Annotated in this window: 13 protein-coding genes; 2 read left to right on the forward strand and 11 right to left on the reverse strand. The window is 58.7% G+C overall.

Going from position 1 to position 23,134, the window contains the following annotated elements; all coding sequences use genetic code 11:
* Window positions 1-93 precede the first annotated feature (93 nt).
* The 3 genes from E4A53_RS04405 to E4A53_RS04415 all read right to left on the reverse strand — a co-directional run bounded on the left by E4A53_RS04405 (window position 94) and on the right by E4A53_RS04415 (window position 8,109).
* Window positions 94-4,284: a sacsin N-terminal ATP-binding-like domain-containing protein gene (locus E4A53_RS04405; RefSeq protein ID WP_136161885.1), complete on the reverse strand. Its 4,191-nt coding sequence runs from the start codon at window positions 4,282-4,284 to the stop codon at window positions 94-96.
* A 133-nt stretch (window positions 4,285-4,417) separates the two neighbouring features.
* Window positions 4,418-4,747, reverse strand: coding sequence for a DUF4357 domain-containing protein (locus E4A53_RS14765; protein WP_206366236.1), 330 nt, complete (start codon window positions 4,745-4,747; stop codon window positions 4,418-4,420).
* Window positions 4,744-8,109, reverse strand: a complete 3,366-nt coding sequence (locus tag E4A53_RS04415) for a TM0106 family RecB-like putative nuclease (RefSeq protein WP_239018130.1) — start codon at window positions 8,107-8,109, stop codon at window positions 4,744-4,746. Before E4A53_RS04415 ends, E4A53_RS14765 begins: the two co-directional genes overlap by 4 nt.
* Before the next feature lie 61 nt (window positions 8,110-8,170).
* Here E4A53_RS04415 and E4A53_RS04420 point away from each other — a divergent pair, with 61 nt between their 5' ends.
* Both E4A53_RS04420 and E4A53_RS04425 read left to right on the forward strand, forming a co-directional pair.
* Window positions 8,171-9,154 carry a helix-turn-helix transcriptional regulator gene (locus tag E4A53_RS04420; RefSeq protein ID WP_136161886.1) on the forward strand — a complete coding sequence of 328 codons (984 nt, stop codon included), beginning with the start codon at window positions 8,171-8,173 and terminating at the stop codon, window positions 9,152-9,154.
* Between the two features lie 20 nt (window positions 9,155-9,174).
* Window positions 9,175-9,846: a HEPN domain-containing protein gene (locus tag E4A53_RS04425; protein ID WP_206366238.1), complete on the forward strand. Its 672-nt coding sequence runs from the start codon at window positions 9,175-9,177 to the stop codon at window positions 9,844-9,846.
* Between the two features lie 39 nt (window positions 9,847-9,885).
* On the opposite strand, the gene E4A53_RS04430 is transcribed toward E4A53_RS04425, so the two are convergent.
* The 8 genes from E4A53_RS04430 to E4A53_RS04465 all read right to left on the reverse strand — a co-directional run bounded on the left by E4A53_RS04430 (window position 9,886) and on the right by E4A53_RS04465 (window position 23,121).
* Window positions 9,886-11,607 (reverse strand): DEAD/DEAH box helicase, encoded by a 1,722-nt coding sequence (locus tag E4A53_RS04430; protein ID WP_168694308.1) that lies wholly within the window; start codon window positions 11,605-11,607, stop codon window positions 9,886-9,888.
* Between the two features lie 126 nt (window positions 11,608-11,733).
* Window positions 11,734-14,829: a type III restriction-modification system endonuclease gene (locus tag E4A53_RS04435; protein ID WP_136161888.1), complete on the reverse strand. Its 3,096-nt coding sequence runs from the start codon at window positions 14,827-14,829 to the stop codon at window positions 11,734-11,736.
* A gap of 9 nt (window positions 14,830-14,838) precedes the next feature.
* Window positions 14,839-16,776, reverse strand: coding sequence for a site-specific DNA-methyltransferase (locus tag E4A53_RS04440; RefSeq protein WP_136161889.1), 1,938 nt, complete (start codon window positions 16,774-16,776; stop codon window positions 14,839-14,841).
* Complete coding sequence (locus E4A53_RS04445) at window positions 16,769-17,536, reverse strand: DUF4391 domain-containing protein (protein ID WP_136161890.1); 768 nt, start codon at window positions 17,534-17,536, stop codon at window positions 16,769-16,771. The genes E4A53_RS04440 and E4A53_RS04445 overlap by 8 nt, the downstream gene beginning before the upstream one ends.
* Complete coding sequence (locus E4A53_RS04450) at window positions 17,533-20,805, reverse strand: helicase-related protein (RefSeq protein WP_136161891.1); 3,273 nt, start codon at window positions 20,803-20,805, stop codon at window positions 17,533-17,535. Before E4A53_RS04450 ends, E4A53_RS04445 begins: the two co-directional genes overlap by 4 nt.
* On the reverse strand, window positions 20,789-21,658 hold the full coding sequence (locus E4A53_RS04455; RefSeq protein WP_136161892.1) for a BrxR family helix-turn-helix transcriptional regulator: 870 nt from the start codon (window positions 21,656-21,658) through the stop codon (window positions 20,789-20,791). Before E4A53_RS04455 ends, E4A53_RS04450 begins: the two co-directional genes overlap by 17 nt.
* A gap of 129 nt (window positions 21,659-21,787) precedes the next feature.
* A complete protein-coding gene (locus tag E4A53_RS04460; RefSeq protein WP_136161893.1) occupies window positions 21,788-22,018 on the reverse strand; it encodes a DUF2274 domain-containing protein in 231 nt (76 codons plus the stop codon).
* 2 nt (window positions 22,019-22,020) lie between these two features.
* Complete coding sequence (locus E4A53_RS04465; protein ID WP_206366247.1) at window positions 22,021-23,121, reverse strand: TraB/TrbI/VirB10 family type IV secretion system protein; 1,101 nt, start codon at window positions 23,119-23,121, stop codon at window positions 22,021-22,023.
* Window positions 23,122-23,134 lie beyond the last annotated feature (13 nt).

The following is a 23,134-nucleotide window of genomic DNA, read 5'->3' on the forward strand; positions in this document are numbered from 1 at the left end:
TCGGCGTGTCGGAGACGCCATCCGGCACGCCGATCGATCACAACAGTGGAAGTGCCGAGGGGCCGTAGGCCTGACGTCGAGCCTTCTCCAGCCTCATGTCGCAGCGACAGTGGCCACGTGCTCTCCAGAACGCCCGTCCTCTGCGGGATTGGCGACGGCAACTAGGTCGAACTCCTCTCGGCCCTTCACCTTGTCGACCAACAACTCTCTCTCGGTCCTTATTGCCTCTGCTCGTGCCGACGGATTCTGCACAATAGTCAGTTGGGCTTGACTGCGCCCTGCCGCGTCAAAGCTGATCCTATATATGTGATATCGTTCGCCAAGATTGTTGGCGGCAACCCACTCGTTGTCCGAAAATCGCACGCTACCGGACTTCGTCTCGATGAACCGGCTGACCAGATCGATCCGATCCGGATCCTTCTGGAATTCGGCGCAATCCTCTTCACTATCAAAGGAGAGATAGTCGCACCCAAAAGCTCTCGATCCTTGCAGGTGAGCAACGAGCAGAGGCCAGCGGCCGTCGGCGCGCTCGAACGCCGCTGTCCAATGCTCCGCATCGGCGGCACGGTTGGGGTCAGAGCCATTTTGACTTGGAACGTGACCTGTAGGCCCCGCGACCCGTAGCGTTCGGCGAGGGAAGATCGCGCGCGCCTGTGATGAATTGTTCTGCGGCTGCCGCTGATGAACGGATAGCTCCACCTCGGAAGGGTCAGATTCGCTTGATACATGGTTCGGGACGCGATCGAGCTCATCACCCCCACTATCTCCCATCGAAGCGGTTGCCGTTCCGCGCGAATTTGTTCGGGCCGGAGCAGGACCCGAAGCCAAGGTCTCGGCATCTACGTCCGGCGCAAACGGTGAAACAAACGCCTGATCAACGCCACCGATCAACGAGGCAAGTTCGTCCTCGCTAAGTGAAGGCAGAGCACGTTGGAGATGGGCACGACGCAATGCATCGGTCGAAGAAGTCAGGAATGGCACGAAATCTGCGCCGCTCTGCAGCTCAAAAAGCTCAGCAAGCCCATCCGCTATTGCATGGCATCCGAGATCCATCATTTCCTCGAAAGAGCCCGAATCGTCGACCGTTATGATCATCGCGTCATCATCGAAGCTGTGACGCCATGGGTCCAACTCCTCTACAATCTTAGCATCATCGATCGCGAGTTCCATTTCGGCGCGGCGCGCGACTTTGAGCTGAACCGCTTCGAAGCGGCGCAGGTGAGTGCCGTCGGGAGATAAAGCCTTACGCAGCGCCATTATGTAAGGCTTGGAATCACGGAACCGCGAACGTAGAGCTATCGAATCTCCCTCCTCCACCTCGTCCAGCGAGCAAATTCTCAGATTGAGGGCATCCTTCTGCAAGGTTGCAACACCGAAACGTGCCAGGACCTGTTTGGCATTCCGACGAGATGGCAGATCGAGGAGGCGCAGGTGTGGCTTTGCAGCCGAAGGGAAGTCATCACGCTGAGCGTAGTAAACGCCCTCACGATCAGCCCAAACTCGTCGTCCTTCCAGTTGGATAGGCAGTTGGCCCTTGGCCCGAAAGGCGATTCCGTCCGCCCCTCCAAGTTCGGGATCGAATGTTTCGCGCTCCAAGATTTGCAGGAAGAGCCTGCTGCCGACCTCTGGCTTTATCTGCCGTGACGGAAGCGAAGAAAGGAGCCGGTAGACGTGTGGTTCTGGGAGATCATCAAGATTGCGAACGACACCGGCACGCTCCAGACCTCGCCGCCAATGAGCTTTGTCCAGGCCGAACTCCAGCTCGCTCGACGAATTGGCTGCACGTGGTGCCTGGAACAGCGCGGAAAGAACTCCTGGTTCGATCATTGTGTCTCGGGGCGCGTGACGCTGGCCGTCTTGGCAATCGAGCCATGCGCTCGTCTGGATATCGAGATGAACCGTGTTGGGCAGAGTGCCCTCGTATGTTCGAAACTTCGACAACCCATTATCTCGGGCTTCTAGCTGCACAGCAAAGGTCGGAACGGGCACAAGCGGGTCGAGACGCGGATCTTGGGCAAGCCACGCCAGAATTGCTTCTGACGGTGCGCCGCTGAGAATTCGGTCAAGCGCCTCAACAGTGTCGTGAGTTGCTTTGGCCGTATAGCCCCAAGACAAGTCCGACCGCTTGACCTCTCTCGACGTGTTTCCGTCGGTGACCTGAACGGTCTCAGGCAGCGTGTCGACTATCGATTGACGCCATTTCTCTGGCAAAGGCTCTGTAATTCTCCGCGGCCATGGATTGATCCCCAGCCACACGAGGAAATCTGCCAAGTCATCCGGCTCTTCGCTAAATCCATTCTCCTGTGGTGTGCCGATGAGCAGCTCCGGCTGACCGGAATAAAGAGCCGCCGTAGTTCGCCCGACTTTTCCGTAATTCTCAGAGAGGTGTACGGTTGTGATGTCATGCCATTGCCCGTCTTTGCATCGCACCCGAAAGATCCCTTGTGGTCTGTTCCGCGTCCGGTCATGCAAGGAATAAACGGTAGCCAGCAAACTTGCTTGCAGGTGATCAGGATTGCTTCGGTTCTTCTTTAAGAGTTCCGAAACTCTGCTGCGAATCGCCGAAATAACGGCCTCCGCACTATATTCGACGACCCGAAATCCCCTAAGCGCGTGGATTTTATCGCGGACAACGTTTCCCGACACCTCAGCCAGAAGTTCGGACCAAAGCTCTGGATGGATAAACCGCGCGTTTGCCCAATCGGGAAGCCCATGCCGCTTAGCTTCATCGGCGGGAGGCGGAAATGCCGTGGCTGTCGAAGGCATCTCCTTACCCTTTATGTCGATCAGTAGACGCCGATCATGTTTGTCTTCGGGAAAGGTCTTCGCAATGCCCACAATCGCTTTTGCGCGCTCCGAGAAGCTGAGATCGGCGCTCCGAAGCGTACTAATAATGTCTTTTGTGTCGACCATTGGCACACCGAGTTCGTGCCTAAGAAGGGCCTCGGTGTTGGCGGCCTTGATCCGGGCAAGTTGGCCGAAAAGCCGTGGCGGAAGGTATTCAGCATATCGGACCGGACCAATTCGTGCATTGACGGCTTTACGCCAAGCACCATCCATGCATTGCACGATAGGCAGGTCTCTTGCCCGTAGCCACGCTGCCTCTGAAACTGGTTTCAGCGCATCGGGAAATTCCTGATGCGCAATGAGCCAGTTCAACGGCTCGGAAATGCGGGCCGATTTACGGAGTTCGGCCAACATTTCGGCGTGAAGACGACCAAGGGCCTCCAGCACCTCGTTGTTGTGCTGCGAATTTTCATTGATGGTCTTGCGGCTAGAGTCGAGTTCCAGCGTAGCGTGAAAGAGGCCAGAAAAGGGTAGCGGCAGAGAGGTCGGGAAGAAGCTGTGCAGTTTGCCCGGCTTGTTCGTTTCATCGCTCCTAATAGCTATGGCGAGCTCGAATTCCCGTTCGTTCTCGCCCTCTCCAATAGATCCCATCTGTTGCCTGACGATCCAATCCTGTGTGCTGGTATCTGGGCCACATTCGAGCCATAGCGATACATCGCCATTGTCCTTCAACTCTTTGATCCAGCACTTCTCATCACAGTCCGGGACCCGAATACGGATCTCTTCCAGCGCCCGGACAAACAAAAGAAAACTGGGCTGGAATTGGCCTGCTTGCTCGATAGCGCGCTTTAATGCACTGGCGCTCCCGAGAGGCGCTGCAATGACCGTATCGTAGCCATCTTGGCGAAGTTTACGGGCATACTGCACCACGGTCTGCGTACCGCACTCGAGAGTCTCCAGTTCCGTGCCGGCAGCAGGAAATACGAGCAACGGCGGCAAGTTGGGATTGGCCCCGCTGAAGTTGGCCGCAATCTCGGCGTTCTGGCGCGCCAGTTTGGCAACCACTGCACGCGCATGGGTTCGCGAAAATCCCAACTCAAGAGCACCGCTACTGACGATCGGGGCCTCGGTCCAATTCAGGATCGCACGAAATCCTAAGCCTTTTGCGCCGATCATCCGCGCGGCGCGGGTCGGCTTGTCGCTGGTATGGGCGGTCATTAACGACGCTACACCACCTCTGCGGAACGGCTGCCCGGTGTTGGCTACATAAAGGGCCTCCTGCGTCACCTCGATCAGGACCCGTCCAGAGCCGCCCATTTCACTGGCGGCGTCTGCCGCATTCTGAACAAGCTCCAAGAGTTCGCGGCCGGCATAATCTGCCGTAGTCTGCTGTTCGGTGCGTGAATGCCCTAAAAGAAAGGCCGGCTTCTCAAGATACGCCTTACACGTCGATTGAAGCTCGGCGTCAATGAACGCAGCCCAAGCCTCACCTGTCATATGCGCCTCTTCGGCTCCAGCATTCCTTTTTTGGTTCATGGCTTCGTGCGCGTCCGATCTGTTCTACATAAAACCTATTGGCGGTCCATTTTCCCTCAGGACCTAATTCGCCCAAACATCACGAATTGGACCACTAGCCGAATACGTCCTTGATCGTCTTTCCGTCATTTGGCCGGCTCCAGCTCTGGGGCCCGCTGCAATTGCCGTCCTTGACAATTCCACCAGCGACACTCGAGCTGCCGAAGAGATGGTCGCGCGAAAAGCGGTACAAGTCCGGATCAGTATCCGGCACGAGGACCCCCTGCCGCACCAACCGGTCCCGCTCCTCGCGATCCCGCTTCACACGCGGGGTGCCTTCCCGCATTGCCGTTGACCCCTTGCGGACCAGGAAACCCTCGGCCTCAGGGCGGCCATAGGCTTGAGCTTTCTGCGGACGCATCACAAACCAGTCGTTGTCGCTCATGGATTTCTTCCTTCGATTTGTGTGAATTCAGGCAATGCACATAGCGTGTTGACGAGGCGCATCTGTTCAACGGTGTTGCATTTTGCTTCGCGCAGCCGCGGCGCCCCGAAGACGAGCGCCAGGCCTTTGGCGCGCGAGACAGCGACGTTGATGCGGTTGAGCGAGAACAGGAAATCCATGCCGCGCGGGGTTTCCTCGACCGAGGAGGCGGTCATGGACACCAGGCAGACGGGTGCTTCCTGCCCCTGGAACTTGTCGACCGTGCCGACACGAATGCCAGCGGGCAACGCGTCCTGCAGAGCATTGACCTGCGCATTATAGGGCGCAACGACGATGATATCAGCGGGCTCAAGGGCGCGCGTTGTCCCATCCTTATCGGTCCAGGTTCCCGTGAGCAGATCGTCGATCGCCGCCTGAATGGCAGCCACTTCCTCGGTCGCGATCTGGGCATTGCCCTCATGGACGACCGGCACCCAGAAAGCGCCAGCTTCCGGAAAGCCTGTTCCCCGGACGGCCTGGACGGCTGTATCGGGTGCGCTGTTGAGACGGCCTTCATAGACCTGCCGCGAAATAAACCCGCAGACATCGGGATGCATACGGCGCGAGACCGGCAGGAAGATGCCGCGATCCGGCGGGATGGTGGCGTGATCGCCCAGCATCCACTCGAGACAGGAAAGGTTGGCCGGATCGGGATGGGCACCCTGGATGACCTGCGGCAATTGCCGCGGATCGCCGACCAAAACGATGTTGCGCGCGCAGCGCCCCATGGCGACCATATTGGCCAGCCCCACTTGCCCGGCTTCATCGATGAAGAGCCAGTCGAGCGCCTGCTCGTGCTCGGATCGGGCAAAAAAGAAGGCGGTGCCGCCGACCACATGGGCGCGGCTCCAGAGGGTATCGTCATTGGCCGTCGAGCGGATGACGCCGGTACAGTCGTCCGGATAACCGTCTTCGCCGCTGCTGACCTTGTGCCCGATGCACAGGCCCGGGACAGGATCGCCATCATCTTGCGCGGCAAGACACCCCATCAGCACATTGCGGATCGCCTCATGGCTGTTCGAGGCCACGCCAACACGGTGCCCCTGGCGCACCAGCGCAAGGATTGCCCGCGCGGTGACATAGGTCTTGCCGGTTCCCGGCGGCCCCTGGATCGGCAGCACGGTGCCATCCATGGCGGCGATCGCCGCGATCGTGCCGGTCAGGGGATCGGCGCCATCGAGCAGGTCGGCGCGCGGTCCCGTCACCAGACGCGGGGCCGTGCGCGCGAGCAGATCATCGAGCGCGGTCAGGCGGCGCGCACCGCATTGATCCTCGATCACATCGCGCAGGGCCCCTGCAATGACGTCCGTATTGAGCGGCCAGTCCGGGTGGAGCGTCAGGCGATCGGTCAAAAGATGCGCCTTGGCCGCCCCTGCCTTGACCGCGATGATCCGCTCGGAGCGGTCGAGCTCTTCGATGCTGACCGTGGCCGGCGGTCCGTCGATGACCGGGACCGTCGCTTTGCGGCCGGCCCGCAGCTTGGTCTCCTGGAGCGGAAAGCGATAACGGCGCAGCACCGAGCGTTTGACGGGTTCTGCCGGATCAATGGCTTCCAGACCGGCCAGTGCATCGAGATCGTCGATCAGCTCGTCCTCGTCCTTGCCGGCGCTGTCGAAAACCGCCCATTGTGCCGGCTTAGCCTCGCGCTTGTGGAACAGGCCGAGGTTGAACAACATGTCTTGCCGCTCCTGCGGCAGACCGGATGCGGCAAGCTTCGCGCGCAATGCCTGCGTATCGGCGTCCTCCTCGACTTCCTTGTCGCCGGCATCCACCGCCAGCATCGGCCAAGGCGCGACGGGGCGGATGCTCACCAACCAGCCGCGCAGCTCCTCGGTCGAGATACAGTCGACGCGGTTATACTCTTCGATCTCGTCGAGGATCGATTGTTCGCCGGTTTCGCGCCAGCGCTCATAGGCAACGACCGAGCCGCCGGCGGTCTTCACCTCACCTTCGCGCACCCGGCCATAGAAGGCTTCCATCGACTTGATCGAGTAATTGGCTTCCGAGCCGATCAGCGCGCCGCGCACTACCGCGAAAAGATCGACAAAGCGTCGCTCGCGCAGCAGGCGATCGAGAAAGGCCTCGCCGATTCCATATTGTGCGGTCAGCCGCCGCAAGGCGGTGATCTCATAGGGTGCATAGTGATAGATGCGCGCTTCAGGATAGGCCGCGAGCCTTTGCCGGAAAAATTCCAGAAGGTCCGCCAAGGCCCGCGCTTCGGCGCCATGGTCATGCGCCCAGAAAGCCTTGAACTGGCCGTCGAACCAGACGCCGTGGAGATATTCGAGGCCACCTTCGTAGTGCGGATCGCCCTCGATATCGTAGAAAAGATCGCCCGGCTGCGGCGCGGGCAAAAGATCAAAGCCCTTGCCGGGTTCGGCCTCGCGCAACTCGAAGGCCGGTGCCCCGGTCTTGCGGGCGTGCTGCAGGCGCGCCTGTGTCACTAGCCGCGCCCGGGTGGTCTCGGCCATGCCGCGGATGGGATGATCGAGCCCGGCCAGCCGCTCCATGGTGGTGATGCCAGCCGCCTCGAGTTTCTTGACCTGGGTCCGGGTAATATTGGCGACGTTGAACAGGCTGTCCTCGGCCTGCCACTGGCTTTCGCAGTGTTCACCCCAGCGGCACAGTCCACAATCGGCGCAAGGGATCGGCCGGGTCGGCGCCGGGTTTTCCAGGAAAGCCTCGAGCCGCTGACGCGCCATGCGCGCATAGGCCTGATAGTCCGCCAGCCGTAGCTGCGCTCTGCTGCCATCACCGAGTTCGACATGGGCAAATTCAGGGGCGATGCCCTGGATCTCGGTCAGCAAATCCGAGTAGAGCACCAGTTGCAGCACATGTTTGGGATGGGGCCGTCGCTTGAGCTTGGTGTCAGTGACTTCGTAGCTGAAGGGACCGAGATCCGACGGGCGCTCGACGCGCTCGAGAAAGTCCGACCAACCGCCCCAATTGTCGCCCAGCAGCGCCCCCTGAAAGACGATCTGCGGCCCGCTTGCCAAAGCCGCCCGGGTTGCCTGCGCATTTTCGGCAAGGTCGGACCGGTCGATTTCGATCACCGACACATCCGATGCCTTGAGCTTGGCCAGATGAGCAGCTTCGTGGGCATCACCCTGCTTCTGGAGCAGCGCGGCATCCTCGGTATCTTCGCGCGGCACTGGCCCCTTGCCATGCATATAGGCGAGATCGAGCCTGGTCGCGTGAGCGCAGCCCATGAACCGCATCAGATCCGATGCGGACAAGAGTATCCGATCCCCCTCAATAGTTCGCATTACCGCCCCCTCGTCGAACGCAACCTGCAACAAGACTTGCATCTCGACAGATTGCACGTTCAGCCATAGCGTGCGTGGGTGTCAATATCTGACATAGTCTGTAACCAGGATTTGGATCATGTCGTTCGCCAAGGCTCAGGACCTGATCAGGCTGGCGCGTCTGGCCGCCACGCGGCGGACGGGAATCGGCCTTGATGAGATCTGCGAGGAATTCGGCGTTTCGCATCGCACGGCGCAGCGCATGACTGATGCGCTGGAGACCGTGTTCACCAATGTTGAGGCGGTGGATGGCGACGACCGTCGGCGGCGCTGGCGTGTCGCCGACACCATGCTCGACCGGCTCCAGACCCGCCAGGAAACGGCGGTCGAAGCGCTGGAGATCGCCGGACGAACGGCGCGCGGCGATGGCCGGCTACGCCACGCGGCGGCCCTTGAAGACCTGCGCGACGGATTGCTGGCGCGGCTGACTCCAAAGGATGCGCTGCGCACCGAAGCTGATGTCGAGGCGGTCCTGCTGGCAATGGGTTCGGTGACGCGCCCCGGCCCGCGCGTCAATCTGGCGCCGGCGGTGCTCGATGCCGTGATCGAGGGACTGCGCGGCCCGTTTCGTCTGCGGTTGCGTTATCGGGACGAGGATGCGCCTGAGCGGATCATCGAGCCGTACGGGCTCCTGCTGGGCCATCGCAGCTACCTGGTGGCGCGCCAGCCGGCGCGCGGCGAAGACATTCTGAACTTCCGGATGGACCAGATCCTGAGCGCCCAAACCCTGGATGAGAGCTTCAGCCTGATGCCCGGTTTTTCGCTGAAGGATTATGCGGCGCAATCCTTCGGCGTCTACCAGGGCCCGGCGCAATATGACGAGGTCATCTGGCGGTTTGCGCCGCACGCCGCAGCAAGGGCGGCCGAATTCTGCTTTCACCCAAAGCAAACCGTTGAGGTGCAAGAAGATGGCGGGCTTATCGTGCGCTTTCACGCGGCGGGCTGGCTCGAAATGGCGTGGCATCTCTATCAATGGGGCGATGCGGTTGAGGTTATCGCGCCCCAGGGGCTGCGCACGCTGGTCGAAAATTACCGCAGGAGCGATTTTGGCGCCCTGCCATAAGGCAACAGGAACGAAGCGGAATGACCAAAAAGACCGGCCTCACACATGCAGAACTGAAAACCAAGCAGCGCGCGATCCGCGAAGGCTTTCCGCAAACGATGGGCCTGCGCGTCCATCGCGCTATCAGCTGGATCGGCCGCGCCGAGGCCTGCGGAACCGACGACGACGCCAAATTCATCTTCTTATGGATCGCGTTCAACGCCGCGTATGCCGACGAAGGCGAATTCCAGACCATCCAGCCGGGCGAACGCGCCGCTTTCGCAGACTTCTTCGGAAAGTTGATCGACCTCGACGAGCAGCGTCGTATCTATGGGGCAATCTGGCAGCGCTTTTCCGGACCGGTACGACTGCTGATGGAGAACCGCTACGTCTTCAATCCGTTCTGGCAGCACCATAACGGGATTGCCGGCTTCGAGGATTGGGAAGAGCGTTTCAAAGCCTCCTCCCGCGCCTTCGCGCAGGCCATCCAGAGCGGTGATACCAAGCGCGTGCTCAGCTTCGTCTTCGACCGGCTATATGTGTTGCGCAACCAGCTCGTTCATGGCGGCTCGACCTGGAACAGCGGCATCAACCGCACCCAGGTCCGCGATGGCGCGGCGATCCTCGGCTTCCTGATGCCCGTCTTCACCGACCTGATGATGGACAATCCCGAGAAGGACTGGGGCAAGCCCTTCTATCCGGTCGTTCCTTGATAGCCAGCAAGGCATCGGTGGAGCGGATCGTTCGCAGCCTTATCCAGCAGTCGCAAAGGAGAACGGCCGCATGTATCGGCCGCTGGTCTGGAAGATGCCTGAGGAAATATGCTGGAGGCGAGAGATCGTCGGATTGGTAAGTTCGGACACATGATAGGGGATGATCACATGGGCTTGGGCGCGTGAGATCGCCACATTGATCAGCCGATCACCTTCCTTCCCACGGAGAAAACTGGACGTTGCGTCGACCGGATCAAAAATGATCACCTTGCGCTCGCTACCCTGCGCGCGATGGACTGTACTGACGGAGATCGTCGGGTGCCGGCGCTTCAGGAAACTCCTGATCAGGGTCCGTTGCGCACGGAAAGGCGTAAGGATCAGAACGTCATCCGCATCGATGTAAGAGCCAGCGAGATGATCAATAATCGTCTCAACCATTTTGGCCGACTGAAAACGGATGAAGCCGCCGTAATTCTGCGAATATTGGTAGGGTTCCGACACTTGCTCGAAACACACGCGCGGCACTTCACGCCCGTTCACGAAATACGGACTGCGGTACATCTTCCAGGCCTTGTCCCGCCGAGCTTTGCGGCAAACCGTCAGCTCGCCATTGTAGAAGGTTCTGCTCACTGCATGGCAAATCCCCATGGCCATACGGGACTGCTCGTTCAGAAACGTGGTGGGCGCGTGGGCAAATAGATCAAAGGCAGTCTTCGCGAGGAGATTCCGATGGACCTGCCCCTCAGACTGGACGATCGGCGAAAGCTGCTTGGGATCGCCGGCAAAAATCGTTTGCTGCCCCAGCGCCGGAACCATGAGGGCCGCCGGCCCGATTATCTGACTGGCTTCGTCGCAGATGACGAACGGCCATGGCCCTGCGGCCTTCAAGACATGATGCCACTTGATCGCCGTGGCGACAGTGATCCCTACAACACGGGCGCTATGGGCGACGCTTTCGATATCCGCGCCAAGCTCCTTGCGTGCAGCCGCGAGGCGATCCTTCCATCTGACATATTCGGCAATCTTGCTTTTTGATGGTTCGGATGCCTCCAAAAGCAGAAATCCCGTGACTTTCTGGTCCAGTCCGGCGGCCAGAAGATGGGGGCGGTCAACATATTTGCGCGGATCGAAATGCGCGCCGACCCGCTTCATCTGCTTGGCGATGTCGGGGCGCCCGGCTTTGGCCAACCAGTCATCGATGGACAGGAGAGCCGTGTCCACCGCCACGTTGGTCGGGCCGATCACCAATATGCGCGCTTTGCTGAACCGCCGCAGAAGATAAGTGCCCAGCGCGCCAACCGTAAACGTCTTGCCGGTTCCGGGCGGGCCAATCACCACCGAGCACCGGTATGCGGCATTTCGAACGGCAGTTTTCTGCCGCTCGCGCAGCTCGTCGAATTCAGGACCAAGCGGACGAATTTGCTGAAGCGGTTCGGTTTCTTCTTTGGACTGGCGCAATCGCTTCGCCGCCAGCTTGCCCATTTCCCCGCCCCACATATCGATAAGCGGGCCAAGAAAATCTCCGGGGAACAGCCAAAGTGTGTCGCCAATGTTGGGCTGCCCGCCGGTAGCCGGCAACACAATGATGCGCTCGAGGTCCGCATCGACGACCTTGATCAAGCCTGCATATTCAAGTTCCGCACCCCATTTGACACGCACGCCTTCCAAGGCTTCGTCAATGGCGACACGGTTACGGCCTTTGAGCGGCTTGACGCTCAAAACCAGATAGTGCTCCTCCCAGAAAACGGAGGCGACCTCCAAGCCCCCGCCCTTCTGAGTGAGACGACGTTCTGCTTCCAAAGCAGTCTGTATGGATTGTCGGGTAATCGCCATGAGTCGGTCAGACCACCAACTTCAATGCGCGAGAACCCACCCCGCCCCCATTCGTCATGCAGTAACGCCCACGACCTCCATCAACTTCCCATAGTCGGTAACAACGTCATATTTGACGCGATCTTCAGTCACCTGCCGGCTGATCTCATCAAAGAACTTGCGGGCACACGCGATCTTCGTGTTCTCAATCTCCCGCAGCTTCATAGACGACATCGTGCCCTTCGTTTCCGCGACGAAGTAGATGTGCCTGACGCTGCCGGCCCTGAACGAAAGAGCCCAGTCAGGGTTGTAATCGCCAACGGGGGTCGGGATCAGGAAACCGCGCGGCAATTTGGCGTAGACGACGACTTCGCTGCTCGTATCGAGCTCTTTGACGAACGCCCGTTCCACATCCGAGTCCGTGATCGCGTAATCATAGACATGATTCTTGAGCTTCGCTGTGGCGCGCGAGAAATCCTGCCCGGTCTGATTGGCGGTGAAGATGTCGACATCGTACCTTTCATCGACTTCGTCATAGGCCAGACGCTCAATTACCATGGCGGCCTTCTGTTCGGCGATGATGCGCGAAGCCTCGGAGATGAAGTGCTCGGGGTTGCTCTTGAACTGCCCGAAAATCGCAGTCTCGATTTGGCCAAGGATCGTCGCGGCCGTGTCACGTGTCAGCTGTGCGTTTTCAGCCAGCTTCCCGACGAGGTCGTACTTCACCAGCGAGTGGATCGAGTCCCCCTGCTGGGTAGTCGTGTTCGTGACGGTGAAGCCGTCGCCCTCGCGAAGCTGGTCGTCGATCAAACCGTCATTCTGCACACCAACCTGCACGGTGTATTGCAGCGGGGTAACCCGCAGCTGGCTATCCAGCGCGCTGATGCACTTGCGGATCAACTCCGCAGAATCGAATTCGACCCGATAGACCGCCTTGCGATTGATCCGCTTCCAAAGTTCCTGGAATTCTTTCTTCTCGAAGTTTGCATTGAGCGGATTGGTCTTGGGCTTGCGGCCATCGCCGATGTCCGGAAGCTGGGACTCGCTGAAGACACCATCGATGAGTCCGAATACCTGCTCGGCGTGAGGCTTCAGCTCATCGGGTAGCTCAGCCAATGTTCCTGCCGCTTTGGCGTTGTGATAGGCGTCGGCGATCTGGTCGGCATCATCGGTGTAGTCGTTCTTCACCAGATAGCGGTAGATCTGTTTGGCCATTGCGGCGCTCACCTCGACCGGACCTTGTTCGGTCGTGATCGTCTTGCCGGTGAAATAAGCCTCAGTCGCCCGCCGCGGACGCGACGACAGGGTTTCGGCAATCTCCTTCTGAAGGCCGGCAACGAAATTCTTGTAGCTTTCGCTCGCCACAACGGTCAGCACATTGATGTCGTGCACGACGGCCGGATGGTCCATCCGGTCTCCATGCTGGTCAACGCTCAGCCGAAGGCCGCGCCCAACTTCCTGGCGGCGGGAAATGGTGTTGTCACTGTGCTTGAGCATGCACATGACGAAGACATTTGGATTGTCCCACCCCTCGCGTAGCGCCGAGTGCGAGAAGATGAACCGCGTGGGTTCAGCGAAGGACAGCAGTCGTTCCTTATCCTTCAGGATCAGGTCGTAGGCATCGACGTCATCAGAATCGACTGACCGGGCGCCGACCGCTGGGTCCTTCAGACGGTTCGTTTTTTTGTCGATCGAGAAATAGCCGTTGTGGGTTTTGGCCGGATCGATCCCGGCAAGGTACTTTCGGTATGCCTCGTTATCGATCGCAAGTTCCGCAAGGTACTCGTCCTTCAGCAGCTCATATTCTTCCTCGAAGACGCGAGCGTATTCGCCTTTCTCGTCGGCCTGGCCGTAATCCCGGTACTTCACGACCTCGTCGATGAAGAAAAGTGACAAGACCTTGATGTCCTGTGCAAACAGCTGCTTTTCCTTGTCGAGATGGGCCTTGATCGTCTCGCGGATCTGAATGCGGCGGATATCGCGCTCGGAGACGTCGCCATTGGCCTCACCAGCGTTCAGCACCACGCCGTTGGTGAATTCGACCGTGTCGTTGACGGCGTCGATCTGGCTGATCGTGAACCCACGATACTGGTCCAGCTCGCCCGACTCCACGAACAGGTCGTCGCGGAACTCGAGTCGCCGTAGCTGGCGCTTGATCTCGCCTGACTTCAGCTTCACCTCTAGCTCGATCCGGGCGACAGGCGCCTTCTTCGAAATGTCGATACCTTCCAGGTAGAGATAGGCATTGGTGCCGGACAGACCGCGAGTCTGGATGCCGCGCACCGCGATCTTCTTGACCAGCTTCTGGTTGAAGGCGTCGAGCGCATCCAGCCTGTGAACCCGGTTGTGCTGGGTACGGTGGGTCGCCGAATAGCGTAGGATGAACAGCGGCTTAAATTTCGGCAGCGCCTCCATCGTCGCCGCGCCTTCCATCTTTTGCGGCTCGTCCAGAATCAGGATCGGCCGGTTCGAGGCAATCACGTCGATGGGCTTGCGCGATTGGAAATCATCCAGTTCCTCGTAGATGCGGCGGTTGTCGGCCCCACGCGCGTTGAACGCCTGGATGTTGATGATCATCACGTTGATCCCGGCATCCGAAGAAAAGCTCTCCAGCTCATGCAGGCGCTTGGAGTTGTAGATGAAGAACCGCGCCTTCTTGCCGTAGCTCTCGGTGAAGTGCTCGGCCGTGATCTGCAGCGACTTGTAGACCCCTTCGCGGATAGCGATCGACGGCACCATGATGATGAACTTCGACCAGCCATAGCGCTTGTTCATCTCGAAGATGGTCTTAATGTAGCAATAGGTCTTGCCCGTGCCGGTCTCCATCTCGACGTCGAGATGGACTCGGGTGGCGGCAAGCGCATCGCGCCTGTAGGCCGCCGGAACGGGCACGCGCTCCCCGCGGGCGTTGAAGGTAGTGAAATCCGTCAGCGATTGTGAGACGGGCAGGTTCTGCCGCCGCTGGACCTTCTGGATGTTCTCCAGGATCTGCGCCTCGCTCAACGCGAAATCGGCGTTCTTGAACCCTTCCTCGAAGGCGCTGGCCTGCGCCTTGCGGCCGGGGTCGATGCGGTAGGTCAGGCCAGAGGTCATGGGCTGGCCAGCGAAGCAGTCGACCACGTCGTTGACGGCATTGGTCTGATAGGGCTGGACCTTGAACTTGAGCTTCATGGCGCGCCCTCAGATCGATTTGACGTCGGTGGTCGACGAAAGCTGGCGGAAGATCTGCCCGACGTTGATCTTCACCGCGTCCGAGGCAAAGCCGTTGTCGCGGAAGACGACACGCAAAGGCTCACGCTTCGCCAGCTCCTTCACGAGTTCCTCGGTCACACCGCGATCAAAACAAGCTACAAGGGCGTTGTCGTCGACGAAAAACACGGTCTTGCCTTGGACCGTCTCTCGGCGGACCGGCAGCGTGAGGTCAACGCCCCAGTCGACCAGCACCTGGAACAGCAGGTCTTCGGACGTGCGGCCTTCCTTCACATTGTCGACCATATCGAGCAGGTCTGACTGCTTCAGTTCATCGGGACGGTAATAGACGTCCTTCATGTTCGACGTATCCACCTTGAGCACACGGAAGCCGACGTCGCGGTCCCAGTTCGCATGGCAGATGCCTTCAAGGATCTTCTCCCCGGCGCGGCGGATGCGCTCCTTCGTAATTTCAACTACAGTCGAAAAGCCCGCCTTTCTTGCCTCTGAACCCTCGGGCGTTTGCTCATCTATCTGAACCATAATGAATTTACGGTTGCCACCATCCTCAGCGTTCTGAGCTAGCACCGCATGTCCGGTTGTTCCTGAGCCAGCGAAGAAATCTAGAACAACAGAGTCCCTATGTGTCGACATGCGGATTACTTCTCTTAACGTATCCACTGACTTTGGAGACTGAAATATCTTTTCTCTTGTTTTAAAGAGCTCGTTGAAGGTGGCTTGTCCCTTCTCGGTATGAAAAATCTTATCAGTCCAAATAGATTTTACCTGCTTTGTTGCCTCGCCGTCCTCACCTTCCGCGTAATTCTTTCGAAAAATCTTCCAAGAACCCTTCACCTCTCTTGCAACCACTTCGTCTAGTTGGGATCGAGCCTTACCTGTGCCCCAGGTCCAGCACCCTTCAAATCCGTCGTCCCAATCCGGGAATACGGGATGAAAGCCTGGCTGAGCGTCGAGCGAAACCTGACCGGTGCTGCTGACGTAGAAAGGGTAGTATAGATTTTTACGATTATGTTTACCGAACTCTCTGTGCGTATTTCGGAGTTCGAGCTCGCGATACCGTCCGCGTTTGTCCTTTAGCTTATAATTGGCCGCAATTTCCTCATCATCCTTTGGGACATTCACAGAGCCCTTCGGCAAATTTTGCTTTGAGTATCCAACCAGGTATTCGTGGCAGTTGGCAACATATTTATCCTGGGATCGGCCTTTGGGATTACACAGAAGAGTAATCTGGAAGAGTAAATTGTCTTCGCCAAAAACTTCATCAAATACCTTACGCAGGTTCGATATTTCATTCTCGTCGATAGATGCCACGATGATTCCATCGTCTGAAAGCAGGTTCCGGGCAATGCGTATGCGAGGGTAGATCATATCTAACCAGTCCGAGTGAAAGCGGCCGCTACTGTCTGGGTTGGCGACCAGACGATTGCCGGATTCGGTGACCTGATTTGATTTAAGTAGAAAGCTCTCTGTGCTTAATCCGAAATCGTCCTCGTAAACAAAATCATTGCCTGTATTATAGGGGGGGTCGATATATATTAACTTAACTCGACCAAGATAAGTCTCTTGAAGCAACTTAAGGGCCTCAAGATTATCGCCTTCGAGAATCAGGTTTCGAGTATCTTCGAACGTAACGCTTTCCGCGATCGAAGGACGAAGTGTTTTTGCAATTGGTGCATTGGCGAGAGTCAATGCCTGTCGCTTGCCGGGCCATTCGAGGCGATAACGCTCCTGCGGCCCATCGACGATATTCTCGCTCAGCTCTTGTCGAAGTTGATCGAAGTCCACAGCCAATCGCAGCTTGCCGGACGTCTCATCGCGCGCCTCAGTTACGCAGCCGGGGAACAGATCGCGGATCTTGGCGATGTTGTCCTGGCTCAGGTCGGGGCTATGCATCTTCAGCTTATCCATGATTGTCCTCTTGGGAATTCGCTACAGCAGTGGCGGCGGTTCCCGCCGTCAACCGCTCCAGTTCCTGTTTTGCTGCGCGCAACTCGGCATTGATCGCCACGCGCTTGTTGAATTGCTTTTCGCGCCCCAGCCGCGCCTTGATCCGCCCGACCTCGCGCGCCTGTGCCTTGATCGCCTCGGCCTGCGCGATGCGCTCTTCCAGCGACACGGGGCGCTCCGCTTCGGCCGGGGTGAAATGCGTCTGCGGCGCTTCTCCCAAGCCGGTGGCCAGCCGGGCCGTCTGCCCCGCCACCAGCGGTTCGAGCAGCCGCTCGTACAGCGCGCCCATGTTCAACGCCACCGGAAGCGGGGCGCGCGGCGCATCCTCGGGCAGCCAGTCCCCCTGAAAGTAGTCGCCCACCACCCAGCGCGAGCCGTCGGCCTCACTCGGCCGCTTGTAGGCCGCGGCCAGCCTTACGCGGCCACCATGGGCCACCTCGAAGATCAGCGGAAAGGGGATGGCTTTGTCGATGGCGCGCAGCACGTCATGGTCCAGCGTCGCGGTGCGCGGGGTGATGCGGAAGACCTGCATCTCGGCTACCTGCTTGGTAGCCGCCAGATTGACCGTCTCGGGCGCCAGCTTATGCGACCAGACGATCTGATCGACCTCGCGCACGAAGAGGTCCTTGAGGCTGGTGTTCGCCCCGGCGTGTTCATAGATCTTGTTCTTGGGGATCACGCGCCCGAAGCCGGCCGCGCGCGGCCAATCGTAGAGGGTCATGGTTCACCCCCTTCAATGACCAGGAAGGCAATCAGCTCGAAATCGTCCAGTCCCTTGATGGTGTGGGTCAGCGCCGTCGTACGCCCGCCGCTGAACAGACTATCAATGTCCTTTTCTTCCTTCACCTCGATCATGGACCGGATCGCGCTCGAGAGCAGATCGGAATAACGCCCCATCTGCCGCCCATCTTCCGTCCGCTCATTGAAAATGCGGCAGACGTCCGGGATCGGCTCTTCCCGTCCCTTGCAACTGCTGCGGATCAGGTCGAGCAGCCGCTTAACCTCGGTATGGTCGGCAATGATCTCACCGTCATCGCCGATATAGACCAGATAGAAGGGATGGAGGCGGTTCTGCTGATTGACGTTCACGCCCTCATGGATGTTCTTTAGCGCAAAGATAACGCCAGGCTGCAGGCCTAACTCCGGCTGCGCCGGAACGACGGCGTGCATCCCAAAGGGAACGTTGTTGAGCTCGCCATGCGCCTTGACGTAGTTGAGCAGGTCCATCCGGAAGTCGTTCAGCCCGAGATCGGTGATAGAAATGCCGGCCTTCACATCCTCCAGCTCGATCACCTCGTCCTGGAGCCGCTTGAGCTGCTCCTTCCGGTAGGCAATGTCACTGGACTTGGCAGTGAGCACATTGTCATCGCCGGTGGCAGTGACGTCCGCAATCACCATCCGGTTCTCAACGCGTTCCTTCAGGTTGATATACTCGTCGAGCGAGATGTCCGGCCAATAATTCACCAGCTGGATCTGGCTGTTGGGTGAGCCGATGCGGTCGATCCGACCGAACCGCTGGATGATCCTCACCGGGTTCCAATGGATATCGTAGTTCACCAGGAAATCGCAGTCCTGGAGGTTCTGCCCCTCCGAAATACAATCGGTGCCAATGAGAATGTCCAGTTCGGCCGGCTCATTGGGCAGGACGACAGCTTTCTCTTTCGATTGAGGGGAGAACAGGGTCAGTACGCTCTGGAAATCATAGGGCTTTCGGAGCGTGGTCTTCGGCGCACCCGATCCCGTTACCTGACCTAGATTTAGACCCAGACTCTGAGCAACCGGGGCCAGATTCTCGAAGAGGTAGTTTGCCGTATCTGCGAAGGCCGTGAAAATGATGACCTTTTGATTGCCGGGGTTGAGCGGCTCCTCGATCTTTCGCTTCAGCAGGGATAGCAGATGCTGGAGCTTTGAATCATCCCTGGGTGCCACCATGTCCATCGACGCAATAAGGCTGTCGATCAGACCCAAATCTGCCGAAAGGTCATGTTTCCACGACGGCAAGTCCATGTCGCCAAGGCTGATCTGAACCTTCTTACCAACGGTAAATTCATCAAGGCCGGACAGATCGTCATCTTCGGGATCGAAATCGCTAATCTCTGCAAGATGGTCGCCGACGCTACCGCTGCGGCCGGTTCTTTCGAATTCGTCGATGGCATCGAGCGTGCGTGAAATATTGCCAGCGAGAGAACGCAGCGTAAGCCGAAATGCCGCGACCGAGCTTTCCAAGCGCTTGAGCAGGTTGGTGGTCATCAGCGCCTGGAGGCTGCGCTCACGATCGGCCTGCCTCAGCTTGCCGCCGCCGCCCTCCACCTGCGTATCGTAGATGTCCTCGTATTTGCGCAGCCGGCTCGGTAAAATGTAGCTGATGGGGGCGTAGACTGAGAGCTTCAGCACCGACAGCTGCGTGAAGATCTCATTCAGGCCCATTACGTCTGGCCGCTGCGTAATCGGGCAATGGAAAGAGAGCGGTTTGCGCCGCTCCGGGAACTTGCCAATGTCGGTCGTGTCGTAGAAGGTCTCAATATGCTTGCGCGAGCGCGCGATGGTCACCGCGTCGAGCAATTCGAAAAAGTCGAAATCCAGCGCCTTCAGGATTGAGGCCGCTGTCCGCTCCTCGGGCGGAAGTGCTGACCAGTCGTTGAAGGCCCTTTGCGCCCGCCGGAAAATTTCTTCGATACTGGCCTGCGTACCCAACTTCTCGCTGAGCGTTTCCGATTGCCCCTCATAGGCGAGCGCGAGCTGATTCCGGAGATCGGTGAAACGATTGTTCACGGGGGTTGCGGAAAGCATCAAAACCTTGGTCTTCACGCCGGCGCGGATGACCTTATTCATCAGCTTTTGATAGCGAGTTTCCCGGTCCTTATAGACATCGTTGTTCCGGAAATTGTGGGACTCGTCGATGACCACCAGGTCATAGTTGCCCCAGTTCACTCGATTTAGCGGAATGCCGAAGGACTCGCCCGATGTTCGTGACAGATCGGTATGCGCCAGGACGTCGTAATTGAACCGGTCTTTGGCGAAAATATTGGTGGTCAGATTGGTGTTATAGTTTCGCCAGTTGTCTGCGAGCTTTTTCGGGCAAAGCACCAGCACGGAGCGATTGCGTAGCTCGTAGTATTTTACAACCGCCAGGGCAGTGAAGGTCTTTCCAAGGCCAACACTGTCGGCAAGAATGCAGCCATTATACGTCTCGAGTTTGTTAATGATGCCTGTGGCGGCATCCTTCTGATAGTTAAAAAGTTTGTTCCAGACGAGACTGTCGCGGTAGCCAGTGAGGTCGTTCGGCAGAACGTCCTCGTCAACATCCTCCAGGAAGTCCTGAAAGATGTTGTACAGCATCAGGAAATAGACGCGCTCTGGCGAATTCTCTTGGTAGACCGACGCGATATGGTCGCAGACAGCGGCGGTGACATCGTTGAGTTTCTCCGGATCCGACCAAATCTGATCGAACAGCTGGAGATATATTTGCGTGTGACTCGGGTCGTCGAACCGGGTCACAAAATTCGAGACCGCGTCGCCTTTCTGATAGCCTAGATCAACGGCCGTAAAGCCGCTGATCGGCATATAGGCCGTCCCGCCATCGTTGCTCGCGGCGTGCAAGAACTGCTGCATCGGAGCTTTCGTGGTGTTCGAGCGAAATTTGGCCTTCTTGCGTATCCACTCGGCGCATTCGCGAGCTACGGCACGCTGCGTCAGCTTGTTCCGCAGCTGGATTTCAAATTCGGTCCCATAGAGCCCACTTTCCCGTCGCGACTTTGGGATAAAAAACTCTCGCCGCTCCTTGCGAAAGCGATCGGTGGCTTCGGTGGGTATGAATGTGGGGGCGGTGAAAATGAACTGCAGGCTATCAATCTTTGAAAGCTCTGATTTCAGCGCTTCGAAGGCATAGATCGAGAAGCACGACGCGGCGATTTTTAATCGTGTCCCGCGCCCGATCGTGCTCTTCAGATCATCTCCGAGAAGCTGAGAGGTGTTATCGATGATTTTCATCGACTACCTCCCTGTTCAACAAAACGATCTGTTGATCCTCAGGCCTTCGTGTGTTCGGCTCGGTATCAAGCCCGAGACGCCTCAAGGCGTAGTAAAGCAACGCCCTGCGAACCTTGATCTTCGTCTTGCCGCCCCGCATGCGGTAATCGAGTGCAATCACCTTAGCCTGCGTATCGGACAGCTCTGGATGCGGCCCGATCTCCAGCGTGACTTCCTCATTCCAATCGGCGTCCCCGCCGGACTTAACCCCACTGGATTTGGAACCACGCGTTTCGACAATCCGCGCGAGGAGGAAATCCTTGTAGGTTTGGTCAATCTGGCAGAAGGCCCGCGCGTGCCAACGAAAGCCATCAAAGCCGATGGCGTGCGGCGCGATCCAGCGCCAGCGCGGCACCGGCCGCGAAAGCGACTGATATTTGATCTCGATGGCGAGGTTGTCGCGAATGGCGCCGAGAACGGTCCGCAACGTTTCGTTCGTGACATTCCTCGCGGGAACAGGTGGGCCGCTAAAGGGCGGGAAATGTGCGATCCACGACGCCGCGGCCGGCAATATACCTTCGGCAACAGATCGCAGCTGCGTGAGATAATGGGCGGCGTCAGGTTTTAAAAAGCAGGGCTGGAACGTCTCGCTCGCCACGTATCGTTTGGCGCTTTTGTCGTAGATCGCGTTGTTCGGAGCGCGTTCCTGATAAAGCGTCAGATCTTTCGATGCTTGCGGCACCGACACGTCGAAGGCTTCGACGATATCGGATCGGTTGACCCCGCCTTCCCAATAAAGACGAAACTCAATGAATTCGAGCCGGCGCTCTACGCCCCATTTCAGCACCATTTTGCCCCCCGGCATCGTAAGCATCCCAAAGTCGATAGCAACAAAGACTCGATGGGAATATCGACGTGACCCGTTAAGTTATTATCCTCATCTGAGGGGCAGGTCAATCTACGAGGGATGGCGAATGTCGGTGGCCGGTTCAGGTCGCCGGGATCAGGACATGGTTGCGGAGCCCCTTCTGGCCCGGGCAAAGCCGCGATCCGTGGCAATGAACCGCTCGAGCATCGGCACGATCAGCTTCACCGGATCCGCCGCGGTTTGACCGCTCTCACGGGCCAGCGCTTCCGCATAAGCGGTCAGATCTCGATGGAGCGGGCCGGGCAGCGCCACGGTCACCTTGACGGGTTTGTCGTCGACGATGGGGCCCAGTTTCAACTTCGCCATGATCAGCTCCTGTAAGGCTCGAGCACGAGGTCGCGGGTAACAATTACCCGAACCGGAAACCCAGGGCGGATGGTGAGTGTTGGCTCGACCTGCAATTGCCGCTGAATGATCTGCTGCCCAGCCTGATTGATGGTGTCCTGCGCGCCGTCACGGATGGCGCGGATCAGCCGGTCCTCGTCGCTGGTCGCCAGTTCGGTTCCAATGCCGAGCAATGTCGAGAGCCCGGCGGCCTTCATCAGATCCCACCAATGATAGTCGACGCCGTCTTCAAGTCCGGCATAGCCCGAAGCGCCCGCGCCAGGCTGGCGCCCCAGCACGATCGAATGGCCATTGGGGAAGATCAGCCTGTTCCACACCAGCAACACGCGCCGCTGACCGAAAGTCACGCCGTCATCGTATTCGCCGATGATGCGGGTGCCCTGCGGGATCAGAAGCAGGCTACCGGTCGGGCTGTCATAGACGTTCTGGGTCACCTGGGCGGTGACCTGTCCCGGCAGATCGGAACGAATGCCGGTGATCATCGCCGCCGGAATCACGGCTCCCGCCTGAAGGATGTAGGGCGATGCAGGCGCCGTGACGCGATCAAGGGCGACCGTTTGCCGATCGACGGGGCCATTCAGGAAAGCGGTGTGCCTGTCCTGTGTGGCAGACTGGCCTCCAAGATCGAGGCCGGCAAGACCAGGACCAGCCACACCCGGCGTAGCTCCAGCGGCAGGAGCGGTCTGAAAGAACACACGACTGGTGCGAGCGGCTTCTTCCTCGGCCAAACGGCGCTGCTCCTGGGGATCGACGGCCGGCGCAGTGATTGCGGGCGGCGCGACCGGCTGCCCCCGGTTCTGGGCATCGAGGATCGGACCACCGAGATCGCCCGGCAAGGGCGGTCCGAGAACCGGGCCGGTATAGTCGCGCGGCAGATCGGACAGCCCATCTGCCGTTGGACGGTTCTCGACAGAATAAAGCTCGTCGCCTCCGGGCTCGGCATCGCGCGTCTGCAGCGCGTAGATGAGCGCGCCGCCAATGCCGAGAAGTGCGATACCGCCGATAGCGGCGAGCATCTTGCGGGATAGGCGGGTGACCCGGGGCGGTTCCGCGCGCAGCCGCATCGGTGCTGCGCCA

Source organism: Sphingomonas flavalba (assembly GCF_004796535.1).
GTDB classification, from domain to species: domain Bacteria; phylum Pseudomonadota; class Alphaproteobacteria; order Sphingomonadales; family Sphingomonadaceae; genus Sphingomonas_L; species Sphingomonas_L flavalba.